Annotated in this window: 14 protein-coding genes, 1 tRNA gene and 1 pseudogene; 13 read left to right on the top strand and 3 right to left on the bottom strand. The window is 64.8% G+C overall.

Annotation, left to right across the window (positions count from 1 at the left end):
- Positions 1-16: 16 nt before the first annotated feature.
- The 5 genes from mltG to PV764_RS09040 all read left to right on the top strand — a co-directional run bounded on the left by mltG (position 17) and on the right by PV764_RS09040 (position 3185).
- On the top strand, positions 17-1078 hold the full coding sequence (gene mltG / locus PV764_RS09060) for an endolytic transglycosylase MltG (protein ID WP_421116508.1): 1062 nt from the start codon (positions 17-19) through the stop codon (positions 1076-1078).
- A complete protein-coding gene (gene tmk, locus PV764_RS09055) occupies positions 1075-1743 on the top strand; it encodes a dTMP kinase (RefSeq protein WP_421116507.1) in 669 nt (222 codons plus the stop codon). Before mltG ends, tmk begins: the two co-directional genes overlap by 4 nt.
- A complete protein-coding gene (locus PV764_RS09050; RefSeq protein ID WP_019185354.1) occupies positions 1736-2695 on the top strand; it encodes a DNA polymerase III subunit delta' in 960 nt (319 codons plus the stop codon). Before tmk ends, PV764_RS09050 begins: the two co-directional genes overlap by 8 nt.
- Positions 2692-3045 (top strand): PilZ domain-containing protein, encoded by a 354-nt coding sequence (locus PV764_RS09045; protein WP_421116506.1) that lies wholly within the window; start codon positions 2692-2694, stop codon positions 3043-3045. The genes PV764_RS09050 and PV764_RS09045 overlap by 4 nt, the downstream gene beginning before the upstream one ends.
- Positions 3046-3110: 65 nt before the next feature.
- Positions 3111-3185: transfer RNA gene (locus PV764_RS09040), tRNA-Val, on the top strand.
- Positions 3186-3305: 120 nt separating this feature from the next.
- Here PV764_RS09040 and PV764_RS09035 read toward each other — a convergent pair.
- Both PV764_RS09035 and PV764_RS09030 read right to left on the bottom strand, forming a co-directional pair.
- Positions 3306-4997 (bottom strand): hypothetical protein, encoded by a 1692-nt coding sequence (locus tag PV764_RS09035; protein WP_421116505.1) that lies wholly within the window; start codon positions 4995-4997, stop codon positions 3306-3308.
- Positions 4998-5085: 88 nt separating this feature from the next.
- Positions 5086-5277, bottom strand: a pseudogene (locus tag PV764_RS09030) (transposase); the annotation flags it as partial.
- A 265-nt stretch (positions 5278-5542) separates the two neighbouring features.
- On the opposite strand from PV764_RS09030, the gene PV764_RS09025 reads away from it, so the two are divergent.
- Positions 5543-6454 (top strand): CPBP family intramembrane glutamic endopeptidase, encoded by a 912-nt coding sequence (locus PV764_RS09025; protein WP_284128294.1) that lies wholly within the window; start codon positions 5543-5545, stop codon positions 6452-6454.
- Between the two features lie 60 nt (positions 6455-6514).
- On the opposite strand, the gene PV764_RS09020 is transcribed toward PV764_RS09025, so the two are convergent.
- The gene (locus tag PV764_RS09020) at positions 6515-7405 is read right to left on the bottom strand and encodes a LysR family transcriptional regulator (RefSeq protein ID WP_070473895.1); all 891 of its coding nucleotides are present in this window, start codon (positions 7403-7405) and stop codon (positions 6515-6517) included.
- Positions 7406-7517: 112 nt separating this feature from the next.
- On the opposite strand from PV764_RS09020, the gene PV764_RS09015 reads away from it, so the two are divergent.
- The 7 genes from PV764_RS09015 to PV764_RS08985 all read left to right on the top strand — a co-directional run bounded on the left by PV764_RS09015 (position 7518) and on the right by PV764_RS08985 (position 14217).
- Positions 7518-8576 (top strand): alpha/beta hydrolase, encoded by a 1059-nt coding sequence (locus PV764_RS09015; RefSeq protein ID WP_102789132.1) that lies wholly within the window; start codon positions 7518-7520, stop codon positions 8574-8576.
- Positions 8573-9781 carry an MFS transporter gene (locus PV764_RS09010; protein WP_070473891.1) on the top strand — a complete coding sequence of 403 codons (1209 nt, stop codon included), beginning with the start codon at positions 8573-8575 and terminating at the stop codon, positions 9779-9781. The genes PV764_RS09015 and PV764_RS09010 overlap by 4 nt, the downstream gene beginning before the upstream one ends.
- Before the next feature lie 137 nt (positions 9782-9918).
- Complete coding sequence (locus PV764_RS09005) at positions 9919-10266, top strand: cyclophilin-like fold protein (protein WP_284128292.1); 348 nt, start codon at positions 9919-9921, stop codon at positions 10264-10266.
- A 158-nt stretch (positions 10267-10424) separates the two neighbouring features.
- Positions 10425-11093, top strand: a complete 669-nt coding sequence (locus PV764_RS09000) for a carboxymuconolactone decarboxylase family protein (protein WP_284128291.1) — start codon at positions 10425-10427, stop codon at positions 11091-11093.
- A gap of 49 nt (positions 11094-11142) precedes the next feature.
- Positions 11143-11520, top strand: a complete 378-nt coding sequence (locus PV764_RS08995) for a putative quinol monooxygenase (RefSeq protein ID WP_284128290.1) — start codon at positions 11143-11145, stop codon at positions 11518-11520.
- Between the two features lie 652 nt (positions 11521-12172).
- Positions 12173-13198, top strand: coding sequence for a DJ-1/PfpI family protein (locus tag PV764_RS08990; RefSeq protein ID WP_421116504.1), 1026 nt, complete (start codon positions 12173-12175; stop codon positions 13196-13198).
- A 14-nt stretch (positions 13199-13212) separates the two neighbouring features.
- Complete coding sequence (locus PV764_RS08985; protein ID WP_421116503.1) at positions 13213-14217, top strand: GlxA family transcriptional regulator; 1005 nt, start codon at positions 13213-13215, stop codon at positions 14215-14217.
- The last annotated feature ends 147 nt before the right edge of the window (positions 14218-14364 follow it).

Raw genomic sequence — 14364 nt, 5'->3', positions numbered from 1 at the left:
TTGATTCGAGGTGACCATGGCGGGTGCGAAACGGGGATGTCTGGCCGTACTGGCCGTGTTGCTGGTGCTGGCCCTGCTGGTCGCGGCCGCAGGCGCATGGTTCTGGCATCGCCAGGGCGCGTTCGCCGATGCGCCGGTCACCCCCAGTGCGGAGAGCGTGGTGATCGCCTCGGGGGACGGCTTCAGCACCGTGCTCGGCAAGCTGCGCCAGGCCGGCGTGGACGAAGGCAGCGACACCCAGTGGCAGCTGCTGGCACGCCAGCTCGATGCCGCCGGCAAGCTCAAGGTGGGTGAATACGCGCTCGATCCGGCGCTGACCCCGCGCGAGCTGCTGACCCGCATGCGCCAGGGCCGCGTCCTGCAGCACCGCGTCACCATCGTGGAAGGCTGGAACATCCGGCAGCTGCGCGCTGCGCTCAAGCGTGCCGATCCGCTGGTGCATACCACCGATGATCTGGACGATGCCGCCCTCATGAAGGCGGTCGGCTTCCCCGGCGAACACCCGGAAGGCCGTTTCCTGCCCGAGACCTACGTCTACCAGCGAGGTGACAGCGACATCGACGTGCTCAAGCGCGCGCATGCCGCGATGGAAAAAGAACTCACCGCCGCGTGGGACAGCCGCGTGGACGATCTGCCGCTGAACTCGCCGTACGAGCTGCTGATCCTCGCCTCGATCATCGAGAAGGAAACCGCACTGCCCAGCGAACGCCCGCAGATCGCCGGGGTGTTCATGCGCCGCCTGAAGATCGGCATGCGCCTGCAGACCGACCCCACCGTGATCTACGGCATCGGCAGCAGCTACGACGGCAACATCCGCAAGCGCGACCTCACCACCGATACGCCGTACAACACGTACACGCGCGCCGGCCTGACCCCGACCCCGATCGCCATGCCCGGGCGTGACGCGCTGCATGCCGCCGCGCAGCCGGCCAAGGGGGACGCGCTGTACTTCGTGGCCGTGGGCGATGGCAGTGGCGCGCACATCTTCTCGGCCAACTACACCGACCACAACGCCGCCGTTGCCCGCTACCTGCAGCAACTGCGCAGCAAACGCACCAACGAGGCCGCCCCCCAATGAGTCCCGCGCTGCACCGGCACCCGCATTTCGTCAGCCTGGAAGGGGGCGAGGGCGCCGGCAAGACCACCGCCATCAACGCGATCCGCGAGGCCCTTCACGCCCGTGGCCATGAGGTGGTGCTGACCCGCGAGCCCGGCGGCACCGCGCTGGCCGAGCGCATCCGCGCGCTGGTGCTCAAGCCGGACGCGGAGATCGCCGCCGAGCCGCTCTCGGCCGAAGCCGAGCTGCTGCTGGTGTTCGCCGCCCGCGCCCAGCACGTGCGCCAGGTGATCGCCCCGGCGCTGCAGCGCGGCGCCTATGTGCTGTGCGACCGCTTCACCGATTCCAGCTACGCTTACCAGGGCGGTGGCCGCGGCCTGGACCCGGCGTGGATCGCCGATCTGGAGCGCCGCGCCGTCGGCCTGCTGCCCGGCCTGACCCTGCTGCTGGATGTGGACGTAGCGGTCGGCCGTGCGCGCGCCAACGGCCGCGATCTGTGGCCGGACCGCATTGAAAGCGAGCACGATGATTTCTTCCAGCGGGTGCGCGCGGTGTTCCGCCAGCGTGCCAGCGAGGACCCCGCACGTTACCGCCTGATCGATGCCAGCCAGGACCAGGCCGGCGTCGCCGGCGCGGTGGTGGCGGCCGTGGCGGCATGGTTGGCACAGGAGCCGGAACGTGGCTGAACCCTTTTCCCCCTGGCAGCAGCGCGCCTATGACCAGACCGTGGCCGCGCTCGACGCCGGTCGCCTCGGCCATGGCCTGCTGTTCTGCGGCCCGGCCGGCCTGGGCAAGCTGGGCGTCGCGCTGCGGCTGGCCGAGCACGTGCTGGGGCAGGGCGAACCTGCCGCGGCCAAGCGCAGCGCCCAGCTGCTGGCCGCGGGGACCCACCCGGACCTGCAGCGGATCTCGTTCATTCCCAACAAATCCGGCGACAAGCTGCGCACCGAAATCGTGATCGAGCAGATCCGCGAGGTCTCGCAGAAGCTCTCGCTGACCCCCCAGTACGGCGTGGCCCAGGTGGTGATCGTCGATCCTGCCGACGCCATCAACCGCGCCGCCTGCAACGCCCTGCTCAAGACCCTGGAAGAGCCGCAGCCCGGACGTTACCTGTGGCTGATCAGCGCCGACCCCGCCCGACTGCCGGCCACCATCCGCAGCCGCTGCCAGCGCCTGGAGTTCAAGCTGCCGCCGCGCGAGGAAGCGCTCGCCTGGCTGCAGACCCTGGGCCACAGCGAGGCCAGCGCCCGCGAAGCGCTGGACGCCGCGCGTGGCCATCCCGGCCTGGCCGACCAGTGGCTGCGCGAGGACGGCCTGGCCCTGCGCCGCCAGGTCGCTACGGATCTGGAAGCGCTCGTCGCCGGCCGCGCCGGCGCGGTGGAACTGGCCCAGCGCTGGACCGCCGACGACAACGCCGCCCTGCGCCTGCGCCACGCCGCCGATCTCGCCCTGGCCCAGGCCACCGGCGGTGGCTTGACCGATCCCGATCGATTGCACAAGCTGGCCGCCTGGTTCGATGCGGCCAACCGCACCCGCGACCTGCTGCGCACCACGGTGCGCGCCGATCTTGCGGTGGTTGAGCTGCTGCTGGCCTGGGGAAAGGTCAACGAACGGCACGCCAAGGGGAATAGAGCATGAGCGCCACCAACGCCCGACAGGGCATCCTGTCCCTTGCCGTCAAGGACAAGGCCGCGCTGTACGGCGCCTACATGCCGTTCGTGAAGAACGGCGGCATCTTCGTGCCCACGCCCAAGCGCTACTTCCTGGGCGATGAGGTGTTCCTGCTGCTCACCCTGCCGGACTCCGGCGAGCGCCTGCCGGTGGCCGGCAAGGTGATCTGGGTGACCCCCGCCGGGGCCCAGGGCAACCGCGCGGCAGGCATCGGCGTACAGCTGGCCGATGGTGCGGAAGGGGAGACCGTCCGCCATCGGATCGAGACCCTGCTGGCCGGCATCCTGACCGCGGACAAGCCCACGCACACGATGTGAAGAAATTTCGGCGAAACCGTTGACGTCGAAATTTGCCGCCCTATAATGAGCGGCTCAGCAGCATCGGGCGGTTAGCTCAGCGGTAGAGCATTGCCTTCACACGGCAAGGGTCACAAGTTCGAACCTTGTACCGCCCACCATGATTCAGTCGAAAAAGCCTCCGGAAACGGGGGCTTTTTTGTTGGTTGTGCGCTCCACCTGCCGCTTATCGCGGAGCTGATCGTCAATGCGTTGGCTGCCAGCGCTCTCCGCTATCAGCGCTATTCCCCCGCACCATCGGCCAGGCTGTCCCAGATGCGCCCGTCACGTTGCGCTTCCGTGGTGATGTTGACCACCGCCTGTTCGCCCAGACGATCACGCAACTGCTGCAGATACAGGCTGCGAGGTGTCACCACCTGGCCCATCGACTGCACGATCCCCGCTGGCTCCTCCGGCGGGAATTTCCCGGGTGCAACAGCGCCCACCTGTCCCACGCTCCAGTTCATCGCGAAGGGCGGCGCCTGGACCACGTAGATGTCGTGCTCGGTGTTCCAGAACATCTGCTGTGCGCCTGCCCACCCGTGTCCCGTGCCGCTGTACCGGCGGTTCTGCGCCCGCAGCATGTATCCCTTGGTGTTGTCGTACAGCGTGCCAGTGGACCAGCGGTGATGGGGGCCGCTGTCGTTGCTGTCGCCCACGGCCAGGCAGTCCAGAAACACGTTGGGGCCGGGCACCCGTGCACCGATGACGAAGGTATGCCGGCCGCCCTGGTTGTAGCAGCGCTGGATCAGATTGAAGGCGGCGTTGCCCTCGTACAGGAACACATAGCGGCGGGCGCCCTGGGTCTCGCCATACCTCGGGTCGAGATAGGCGATGTCCTGCAGGGTATTGAACTGCGCGCCATTACGGGTCACGAAGCCATGCGATACATAACGCACGGTTACATCGCGAACCCATGAGTTGTGGGTTGCACCCAGGCGGAGTGCGGTAAAGGGGCCGGCATCGGCGGTGCCGCTGACCGTACCGGTCTGGGGGTCACCTTCAAGGCGGAGGTCTTCGATGCCAACCTGCGAGATACGGATCGGATCCGTGCGATAGACGCTGCCGCCACCAAAGCGGGACTCGATGGCATCCATGATCGGGGCATCGAGAGTGATGGTGTCATGGTCTACCGCGGTGACGACGCGTTCGCTGTACATGGCGTAGTCGCTGGCCGTCCACCGGTATCGCGCGGTATCGATGCCCTCTGGGCCGACCCAGCGCGCGTTGGGTTCCCTCGCGATCGACACCGTATCGCCCACGCGATAGCCGGCTGCGGACGTTAACTTGATCCGCATCGCCCCCACCGGGACGTAGTCCATGTTGATTGCGGTACGGCGTGCGTCCAACGCTGCGCGGGGGACCGCAGATTCGCTGTTCCCCACTTCAAGAATTCTGCCCTGCCGATCGCTGATTTCGGAGCGGATCACCGTGCCGTCTGCACCTCGTCCTTCACCGCGCAGCACTACGCCGCCTGCACGGATGGTCAGCGTCCTGCTCACCGTGTAGTGGCCGCGCCGCAGCAGGACCGCGCCGCGCAGGCCCCGGCTGTCCGTGGCACGTAGGGAGACCGCATCGATCGCTGCCTGGATGCGGGGATAGTCATCCTCCGCGCTGGATGGCTCAAGGATCTCGATGACAGGAATGCTGGAGCGGGTGGGCAGACTGACTCCGCCTCCCTGGTAGCCGGCGCGGGAGAAGTCCGGGACGATGTTGCGGGCCTGATCGCCACCGCGCTCGGTATACACGCCATAGCGAAGCAATCCATCGCTGCCCAGGCTTGCCAAAGGGGCGTCTTTGGCACGGTTGATGGGGTGGGTGAAGGCGCTGGTCTGATAATCCGGCTCCGCCGCTGACAGGGTAGCGAATGGGCAGACTGGCAAGGCCACGACCGTCAGCATGGCGACTCGCCAAAACGCCAGGGGCAAAGGCATGCGGGCGACTTCCTTCGAGGAGGCGTGGCCTGCAATGTTAGCAACTGCTACCATACCTTCAGTCCGTGCAGCGGGTCCGGCAGGTCTGCTATTGGCCGAAAGCGGAAGCTTGTTGATGTCGCTCGATCGGTGTCTGGAAGTCCAGGGTCTTGCGTGGCCTCTCGTTTAGTTGCCTGGCCACGCTGTTGAGCTTGGCTTGGGAGAAGCTCGACAGATCAACGCCTTTCGGGAATTACTGACGCAGCAGCCCGTTCGTGTTTTCGTTCGAGCCGCGCTGCCAAAGACGCTCGCGAATCGACGCGGTGTCGCTGATGCGGCCGTGGTCCGCCTCCGCAACACTCCTGCTGCTTGGGCAGCTGTCTGTGTTTCATCGAACATATGAAACCGCCACCCAAAGCGGACACCACGGGCGACGACTCAGCGCCATCTCGTCGGCGATCCGGGTGATTCATCGGCGGCTTCTGTGGCTTGGTCGCAAACGGGTTGCCACGCCCCCCGCGCGGACGGCACCTTGCAGCGACGATCACGTCGACCTGGTGCCCTGCATGACCCCCGTTGCCCTGTATTCGCCCGATCCGGCCCGCGGCTGGCTGCCCTGGGCCTGGCTGACGCCGATCCTGATGATCCTGTTCAACGCCGTACCGGTGATCGCGCTGGACGGGTGGATGCAGTCACAGCATTGGTCGACGCCGAGCGGCGATCCGATCGGCCTCGCTGGCTTGTATGCGCTGCTGTGGATCGGCTTCGCGCCGACGCTGGCGGCCGTGCTCGCCTGGGTACGCTTCGTCGAAGGGCGCTCGCTGGCGAGTATCGGACTGACCGGTCCGGCACCGCTGAAAACCTTCCTGCGCGGATTGGCCGTTGGATTCGGCACGATCGCGCTGGTCGTAGTCGCGATCTGGATGGCTGGCGGCATGCAGGCGGCGGGCGTGGGGCAGGCCTGGCGGTCGCCCGTCAGCCTGCTGCACATCGGTCTACTGCTATTGAGTTTCATGTTCCAGGCGAGCGTGGAGGAAGTCATCTTCCGCGGTTGGATGCTGTCCGTGGTGGCGCGCAAGACCAATGTCACGGTGGCAGTGCTGCTGGTGTCGCTCGCTTTCTGCTTCCTGCATTTCAGTCCGCACCAGCCGCCCCGGGTCATGCTCGGCACGTTCCTGTTCTCGCTGTTCGCCTGCGCCTGGGCGCTGCGGACCGGCAATATCTGGGGCGTGATGGGCTGGCACGCGGGGTGGAACTGGTTGCTCGCGACCGGCTTCGAACTGCCCGTCACTGGCATCGATACGCACTTGCCGGCGCTGCTGGTGGCGCTGCGCCCCCAAGGCCTCGACACCCTGACCGGTGGCGCGCAAGGGCCGGAAGGCAGTTACCTGTGCAGCGTCTTCTTCGTCGCCGCGATCGCGTGGATCCAGTGGCGAAAGACGCGTGGAGCTCAGAACTTCTCGCCGACCAGCAGGTAGCGCCACTGCCCGGGCGGTATCGACACACTGGGCGATTCAATCCGAGCTTTCTGCTCCTCCTCATTCCAGCCTCAGCCACCCAACCAGCGCCGTAAATGCGGGCGAGGGCTGCCGGCGGTTTGGGTAGTAAAGGTGGTAGCCGGGGAAGGGTAAGCACCACTTATCGAGCACGGCAACCAGCCTGCCCGCCGCGATATGCTCGGCGACCATCGGCTCGGGCGCATAGGCCAAACCCAGGCCGTCCATGGCGGCATTGATGACGTGGGTCATGCTGTTGAAGACCAACGGTCCATCGCCGCGCACCGTGAACTCCTTGCCCTTCTCCTCAAACTCCCACGCGTAAATTGCGCCGTTTGGGCGATGCCGGATGTGTACGCAACGGTGTCGGGTGATGTCGGCGGGCTTCCTGGGCTTGGGATGTTTCTGGAAGTAGCCGGGGGATCCAACCACCACCAGCCGCCAATCCGGTCCGACCCTGACAGCGATCATGTCCTTGCTCAGCGCTTCCCCGAGCCGGATGCCAGCGTCGAAACGCTGCTCCACCACGTTGGTAAAGCCGTAATCCACGTAGAACTCAAGCGTGATGTCCGGGTACTCGGCCAGGAACCCGGCAAGCCGTGGTCGGATGATGGTCTCCATCGAATCATCCGTGCAGGAGATCCGTAGCGTTCCCGCCGGCCGGTCGCGCAGGTCCCCCAATGCTTCCACGCTGGCACCGATAGCCTCGAAGTGCGGTGCGATGGAGCGCATAAGGCGCTCGCCGGCTTCAGTGGGGGAAACGTTGCGGGTGGTGCGGGCCAGCAGGCGAATGCCCAGGCGCTCTTCCAGCAACCGCATCGAATGGCTCAGCGCAGAGGGCGTCACCCCAAGGCGAACGGCGGCCTTGGTGAAGCTCTGCTCCTGGGCCACCACCAGAAAGGCTTGCAGATCATTGGTCTTCACGGCGCTCATGGACCAATTGTGAGCTCAACTCAACAATGCATCAACTTTCAGCCGGCTTATCGCAGTAGCGGGCGGAGCCTATCGTGGCGACCTCAGTCCCCCCAACCGAGGCCGCACTCGCATGAAACCGACCACGTTGCTGCTGGCGCTGCTTGCCAGCTACGTACTTCCGCTTCCCGCCATGGCTGCCGAAACGCCTGGGGCAGCCCGTCCGGCCGGGGCAGACAACTTCTACCGCAGCCCCACGGTCACGGGTGAGCGCGTCAGCTTCCACAACCAGTACCAGATGGAAGTGGTAGGCACGCTGTACCGCCCTCATGGCTTGCCTCGCGGCGGCCGCGCGCCCGCCGTGGTGGTTGGCCACCCGATGGGCGCGGTGAAGGAGCAGAGCTCGCAGCTCTACGCGCAGAAGCTGGCCGAACAGGGCTTCGTTACGCTGGCGATCGATCTTTCCTTCTGGGGAGAGAGCGGCGGCGCCCCGCGGCACATGGTGGCGCCGGAAATCTATTCAGACGACATCAGTGCGGCCGTCGACTTCCTGAGTACGCAGGCCTATGTGGACCCGGATCGGATTGGCGGCCTGGGCATCTGTGGCAGCGGCAGCTTTGTGATCAGCGCCGCCAAGATCGACCCGCGCATCAAGGCCATTGCTACGGTGAGCATGTACGACATGGGTGCGGCGGCACGGCAGGGGCTGAACAACGGGCAATCGCTGGAGCAGCGCAAGACGATGATCCAGTCCGCAACGGGCCAGCGCCTGGCAGAGTTCAAGGGCGGGGCGGCAGTGTACGTGCCAGGCACGGTGAACAAACTCGATGCTGACACCCCTGCCATCCAACGCGAGTTTTTCGACTTCTACCGTACCCCGCGCGGCGCCTACACGCCAAAGGGCGATACGGCAGAGCTGACGACCCAGCCGCTCTTCAGCAGCTTGGTCAAATTCATGAACTTCTATCCCTTCAATGACATCGAGACCATCTCACCCCGGCCGATGCTGTTCGTCTCCGGCGACGCCGCACATTCACGCGAGTTCAGCGAAGACGCATACCAAAGGGCCGGCCAACCGAAGGAACTCTACTGGGTGAAGGGTGCGGGTCACGTGGACCTGTATGACCGCGCCAACCTGATTCCCTTCGAGAAACTGACGACGTTCTTCCAGCGCGGCCTGGCCGGGAAATGAGCCGCACACACGCGATTGCAGATCGCGCCAACTGGGGGGGCGTGCTCGCGATGACGTTGTGCGTCTTCGCGTTGATAGCCTCGGAATTCATGCCGGTGAGCCTGCTTACTCCCTTGGCGGCAGATCTGGGCGTGACCGAAGGGCTTGCCGGGTACGGCATTGCCATTTCGGGAGCCTTTGCGGTGCTGACCAGCCTGTTGATCTCCCGGTTGGCGGGCAACATGAATCGACGAACGTTGCTGCTGATCCTCACCGCATTGATGGCAGTGTCGGGTGTGGTGGTGGCCCTGGCTCCGAACTATCCGGTCTACATGATGGGGCGTGCACTGATCGGCGTGGTGATCGGTGGGTTCTGGTCACTGTCTGCCGCAACGGCAATGCGGCTGGTTCCGGCTGCGAAGATTCCGCGAGCCTTGGCAATATTCAACAGCGGCAACGCGCTTGCAACGGTAGTTGCGGCGCCATTGGGCAGCTACCTGGGCGGCATGATCGGATGGCGCGGCGCTTTCTTGTGCCTTCTGCCGGTGGCTGCCATAGCTCTCGCATGGCAGTGGGTTTGTCTGCCCTCCATGCCCGCGGAGAGCGGGCAGTCACAAGGCGGCTTGGTCGCGCTGTTCCGGCGGCGTGTGGTGGCACTTGGCATGCTTGCCTGCGGTGCCTTCTTCATGGGGCAATTTGCCCTGTTCACCTACGTGCGGCCGTTCCTGGAGCGGGTGACCAGTGCAGGAGCGTCTGCTGTACCACTGGTGCTGCTGGCCATCGGCATAAGTGGCTTCGTGGGCACGCTCGTCATTGGCGCGTTCATCAGGCGTGGGCTTTACCGAACGCTGGTGACCATTCCAGCCTTGATGGCGCTCATTGCTGTGGCCTTGGTTCCACTGGGGCACCAGCTTTGGCCGACCGCCGCACTGCTCTCGGCATGGGGCCTGCTGGCAACGGCCGCGCCGGTGGGCTGGTGGAGCTGGCTGGCCCGCACTTTCACCAACAACGCAGAGGCCGGCGGCGGGCTGATGGTGGCGGTGGTGCAGTGCTCCATCGCACTTGGCTCGACCGTGGGCGGACTGCTGTTTGACAGTCTCGGCTTTGCCAGTACGTTCCTGGCCAGTGCTGGCCTGTTGCTGTGCGCCGCGCTGCTCGCTTATGCCACGGCGTCCGACCGGGCGACCACGCCCGGGCCGGTGGTCGCTGTGGAGGCACGGGGCTGATGAGGCGCGTTACGTCGTTCACAGGAAAGCTACTTTGCCTCCTGCTTGCATTCGGGGGAATAGCGGCATGCTCTGCCGAGCCCGCTCATCACGCCATTGCAGCCAGGAAGGTAGAGTCAAACCCGGAAGTTCATTCCATGAAGATTCGACTGATCATCAACGATCAGGTGCTGTCGGCCACCATGGAAGACAGTATCCCGGCGCGCGAGTTCATCGCCCAGTTGCCGCTGACGCTGCAGCTTGAGGACTACGCCGCGAACGAGAAAATCGCGCAGCTTCCGCGCCGTCTCAGTGTGGCGGGTGAGCCGGAGGGATTCACGCCGGCGGCGGGCGACATCGCCTTTTATGCGCCGTGGGGAAATCTGGCGATTTTCCACAGGCCATTTGCGTACTCGAAGGGTTTGATCCGACTGGGTCGAATTGAAGGAGGACTGCAGGTCCTTCGCACGGACGGTCCGCTCGCGGTTCGGATTGAGTCCGACTAGCCGTTGGTTGCATGCCCAACCACACCACAAATGGGTGAGCTACATGGAAATCAACCGCCATGGCGCCCAAGCGTCCACCAAAGGATCGACGGACTGGTTTACGGGCACGGTCCGCATCGATCCGCTCAATGCCGCCTTTCGCACACGAAGGGGAAGCTATGAACGTCAACTCAGACGGGGGTTCTACCACCGAACTGGATTCCCGCCAGCAAGCCATCATTCCGATCAGCGCCTCCGCAGCTGCCGGCAACATGGATAGCCTTCGGGAGGCGCTGAATCAAGGCTTGGACGCGAGGCTGAGTCTTGCCGAAGCGCGAGAAATCCTCGTCCAGGTTTACGCCTATGCGGGCTTTCCGCGCAGCCTGAACGCGTTGACCGGACTGATGAAGGTGGCGGAGGCGCGCAGGCAGAGGGGCATCCAGGATGAAGCTGGCCGCGAACCTGCCAAGCCGATCCCCAAGGGCGACGCGTTGCTCGCTGCAGGCACCGCGAATCAGACCAAGCTGGCTGGTGGTCCGGTCTCAGGGCCATTGTTCGATTTCGCACCGCAGGCAAACGACTATCTGCGTACGCACCTGTTTGGCGACATCTTCGAGCGCGACAACCTGGATTGGCAGAGCCGTGAATTGGCCACGGTCAGCATGCTGGCGGCGATGTCCGGGGTGGGTCCTCAGTTGCAGTCTCACATAGGCATGAGCATGAACATCGGACTGCGGCCAGAGCATTTGTACCAGCTGGCTGATGTGCTCGAAGCGCACGTCGGCGTGGAGGCCGCGGAACGTGTTCGCGTCGGCATTCAAACTCAGCTGGAAGTGCGGAAAGAATGATGCCTACGCGAAAGACTTCTTTACTGTCATGCGCACCCGGGAGAACCAAGTGAACAAGATCATCATGGCCACGTTGTTCAGTATGTTGGCGTGCTCCTTCCGTGTTGGAGCGGAGGAGGCACAGATGACACGACTATCAAAGATCACCGTTGATGCAGACCATCTGCCCGCCTATCGAGACGAGTTGGCGGAAGAAGTTCGCGCCTCAATGGCGCTTGAGCCAGGCGTGCTGTCGTTGTATGCGGTTTTTGACAAGGAAGATCCTACTCGGCTGACGATCCTTGAAATCTATGCGAGTCGTGAGGCTTACGAGCAGCATCTGAAGAGCCCGCACTTCCTCAAGTACAAGAACGGGACGCTGCACATGGTCAAGTCCCTGGAGCTGGTTGATGTTGACCCTCTTCTGCCGGAGCTGAAGATCAAGTAGCAGTGAGCCTGGCTGGACGGACACGTGGGCCCGTCAGCTCTGCATTCACAGATGTGCTGACAGTGTTCGGAGTCCGCTCCTGGTCAGGAGCAGACGTGCACGGAGATTTCGCAAAGAGCACCTGGGCCAAGGCGACCTCGGTCTGCAGGAGCGGGAAGATCCGCTCGATGACCCGACGGATCGCAATGGATGTTGGCCAGTGAGGAGATCGCGCTCCACCGCTGTCCCTCGGCCTGCATGAGCAGGAAGGAAGGTTGGTGGTCACCTGCGCTGCTTGGCCCTGCTGCGGATGTCACGGCGCCAAAGCTTCACTATCTCAGCGCTGTGCACCCACGCTGCGCGTGAGCCGGACCTGCTCAAGGCGGACTTCGCGGCAGGCATCGAAGCGTAGCTGGCGGTTTCTCCTCAACCGGAAGGACAGGGTCATGGCAGGAAATGACGCAACCGCGACATTGTTGCCGTGGCGGAGGGAGCAAAGAATGCACGCACATCACTTACCTATGGCAGCACCATGGCACCTCGCACTTTCCCTGGACGCATTCTGTATGCCGCGTGGGCTGTATCTGTGGTGCTGGCCGGATGTGCAGGGCCGCCAGCCAGAACGACGCGACCCGCCGAGCAAGCGCCGAGTGCCTCTTCCACCCAGGAGTCGGTGATCCCCGCCTATCGTCCACGGCCCGGCCGCGCCCGGGCCGTGATCGCGGTAGTGGGGGAAAACATCGGCGTGGAGGTCAGCGACTTCCTGGTGCCGTTCGCGATCCTGTCCCGTGCCGGCACCCTCGATGTGTCCGCGGTGACGCTCGACCCGGGGCCGCTGTCCACATTTACCGATCTCGGGCGGCCAGGGTTCCGGATCGCGACGGACACGACGGTGTCGCAGTTCGATGCGATCCATCCAGAGGGGGCCGACTACATCATCGTGCCCGCGCAGGCCGCCACGCCGCGCCTCATCGCGTGGCTGAAGCGGCAGTCCGGCCAAGGGGCGACGATCGTCACCATCTGCAACGGTGCCCTTGTCGCCGCGCAGATGGGGACGTTCGATGGGCGGCGCGCCACAGCGCATTGGTCGACCGCTGCGACGCGGGGAAAGCAGTACCCCGGGATACGCTGGTTGCCGAATCGACGGTATGTTGCCGATGGAAACTGGGTGTCGACCGCGGGCGTAAGCGCTGCCATCCCCGCGTCCATCGCGCTCGTGGAGGCCATCAGCGGGCGTGAGCAGGCCCAGCACGTTGCCCGGGCGGTGGGCGTCATGGCGTGGTCGGCGGAGCATGACAGCGATGCCTTTTCCCCCCGGTTGGGCACAACGGCGGTGCCGCTGGCAAAAGTGCTTTACACCAATCGATGGCTGCACGGCCGCGATCAGATCGACGTGATGGGGGTACCGGGAATCGATGAGGGCGCGCTCGCGTTGACCATCGATGCGTACTCGACCACCGGCCGCAGCCAAGCCTATCTTGTGTCCACCACTGGCGAACCCTTCGTGACACGCCACGGACTGCGCATCCTGCCTGATCGCCAGCGCATGACTGACAGTGACGCCCCGTTGGTGATTGCCGCCGACCTGGCGCCAGTGATGGCACTGGATGCTGCACTCGATGGCATCATGCATCGATATGGCCGCGCAACGGCCACGGGCGTCGCGCTGGCGTTCGAGTACCCCGACTTTCCGCGTTGAACGCACAGGGCCCCATGTCCGACCCATCCGCAACGCGTCACGTTGTACTGCTCGCCCACGAGAACATGAACGTGCTTGATCTCACCGGGCCGCTCCAGGCGCTGCACACGGCCAATCAGTGCAGGCCGCTGGACGAGGGCAGGCTGCGCTATGAGATTACCGTCGCATCCGAACATGGCGGTCTGGTGGCCACCAGCGCCGGGCTGCAGGTGATGTCGAAGGCACTGGCCAGCCTGGAGGACGTCGCGATCGATACGTTGATGGCGCCAGGTGGCTGCCGCGGTGACGTGTACGAGGCATCCGCAGCACTGGTGGCGTGGGTGGCAGCGCGGGGCCAGACAGTGAGGAGGTTGTGCTCGATCTGCACGGGCGCGTTCCTGTTGGCCGCCGCAGGGCAGTTGGAGGGGCGGCGCGCGGCAACGCACTGGGACTGGGCAACGCGGCTATCGAGCCTGTACCCCGGCGTACACGTGGATGCTGACCGGATCTTCGTGCGGGATGGCAATGTGTGGTCCTCGGCAGGTGTCACCGCAGGCATCGATCTGACGCTTGCGTTGATCGAGGATGATCACGGACACCGGCTCGCCATCGACGTGGCGCGACAGCTGGTCGTGTTCGTCAAGCGTTCGGGCGGGCAGTCGCAATTCAGTGCGCCGCTGTCGGCGCAGTCCAGCACCGGTGGCGATTTCGCCGAGCTTCACGGCTGGATGGCGGCTCACCTGCACGAGGATCTGCGCGTGGAGGTGCTGGCTGACTGGATGAACATGTCGCCGCGCACTTTCGCCCGTGTCTACCGCAGCAGATGTGGCGTCACGCCTGCCAAGGCAGTGGAAATGTTGAGGCTGGAAGCCGCACGGCGCCTGCTCGAGTCCGGCACATTGCCGATCAAGCGGGTTGCGGCGCTGACGGGGCTGTCAGACGAACAGACCCTGCGTCGTGCCTTCCTTCGTGTGCTCGGCGTGGCACCCGGCGACTACCGGGAGCGCTTTCGCAGCAGCGCTCCTGTCCAAACGGGTTGACGGCGGAAGCGGCGGCGCGTCAATCGTGCTGATACCAAGAACATGGCAGATCCGGACAGCGTCAGTCTCGTCACAAACCCGAGCCTCACCGTCGTTGGTGCGAGCCATGGTTGATCATGCTGAGAGCCGTGGATATGAGGCGCAGTA

It is taken from the genome of Stenotrophomonas sp. AS1, from assembly GCF_048957655.1.
In the GTDB taxonomy this organism is placed as follows: Bacteria; Pseudomonadota; Gammaproteobacteria; order Xanthomonadales; family Xanthomonadaceae; genus Stenotrophomonas; species Stenotrophomonas bentonitica_A.
The sequence above is the reverse complement of the archived record's forward strand: the minus strand, read 5'-3'. Positions and strand labels throughout refer to the sequence as shown.

Coding starts and splice junctions, on each gene's coding strand:
- mltG (WP_421116508.1), top strand. CDS start 17: ATGGCGGGTGCGAAACGGGGATGTCTGGCCGTACTGGCCGTGTTGCTG.
- PV764_RS08985 (WP_421116503.1), top strand. CDS start 13,213: ATGTCCGACCCATCCGCAACGCGTCACGTTGTACTGCTCGCCCACGAG.
- PV764_RS09015 (WP_102789132.1), top strand. CDS start 7,518: ATGAAACCGACCACGTTGCTGCTGGCGCTGCTTGCCAGCTACGTACTT.
- PV764_RS09025 (WP_284128294.1), top strand. CDS start 5,543: ATGACCCCCGTTGCCCTGTATTCGCCCGATCCGGCCCGCGGCTGGCTG.
- PV764_RS09000 (WP_284128291.1), top strand. CDS start 10,425: ATGAACGTCAACTCAGACGGGGGTTCTACCACCGAACTGGATTCCCGC.
- PV764_RS09035 (WP_421116505.1), bottom strand. CDS start 4,997: ATGCCTTTGCCCCTGGCGTTTTGGCGAGTCGCCATGCTGACGGTCGTG.
- tmk (WP_421116507.1), top strand. CDS start 1,075: ATGAGTCCCGCGCTGCACCGGCACCCGCATTTCGTCAGCCTGGAAGGG.
- PV764_RS09010 (WP_070473891.1), top strand. CDS start 8,573: ATGAGCCGCACACACGCGATTGCAGATCGCGCCAACTGGGGGGGCGTG.
- PV764_RS09020 (WP_070473895.1), bottom strand. CDS start 7,405: ATGAGCGCCGTGAAGACCAATGATCTGCAAGCCTTTCTGGTGGTGGCC.
- PV764_RS09045 (WP_421116506.1), top strand. CDS start 2,692: ATGAGCGCCACCAACGCCCGACAGGGCATCCTGTCCCTTGCCGTCAAG.
- PV764_RS09005 (WP_284128292.1), top strand. CDS start 9,919: ATGAAGATTCGACTGATCATCAACGATCAGGTGCTGTCGGCCACCATG.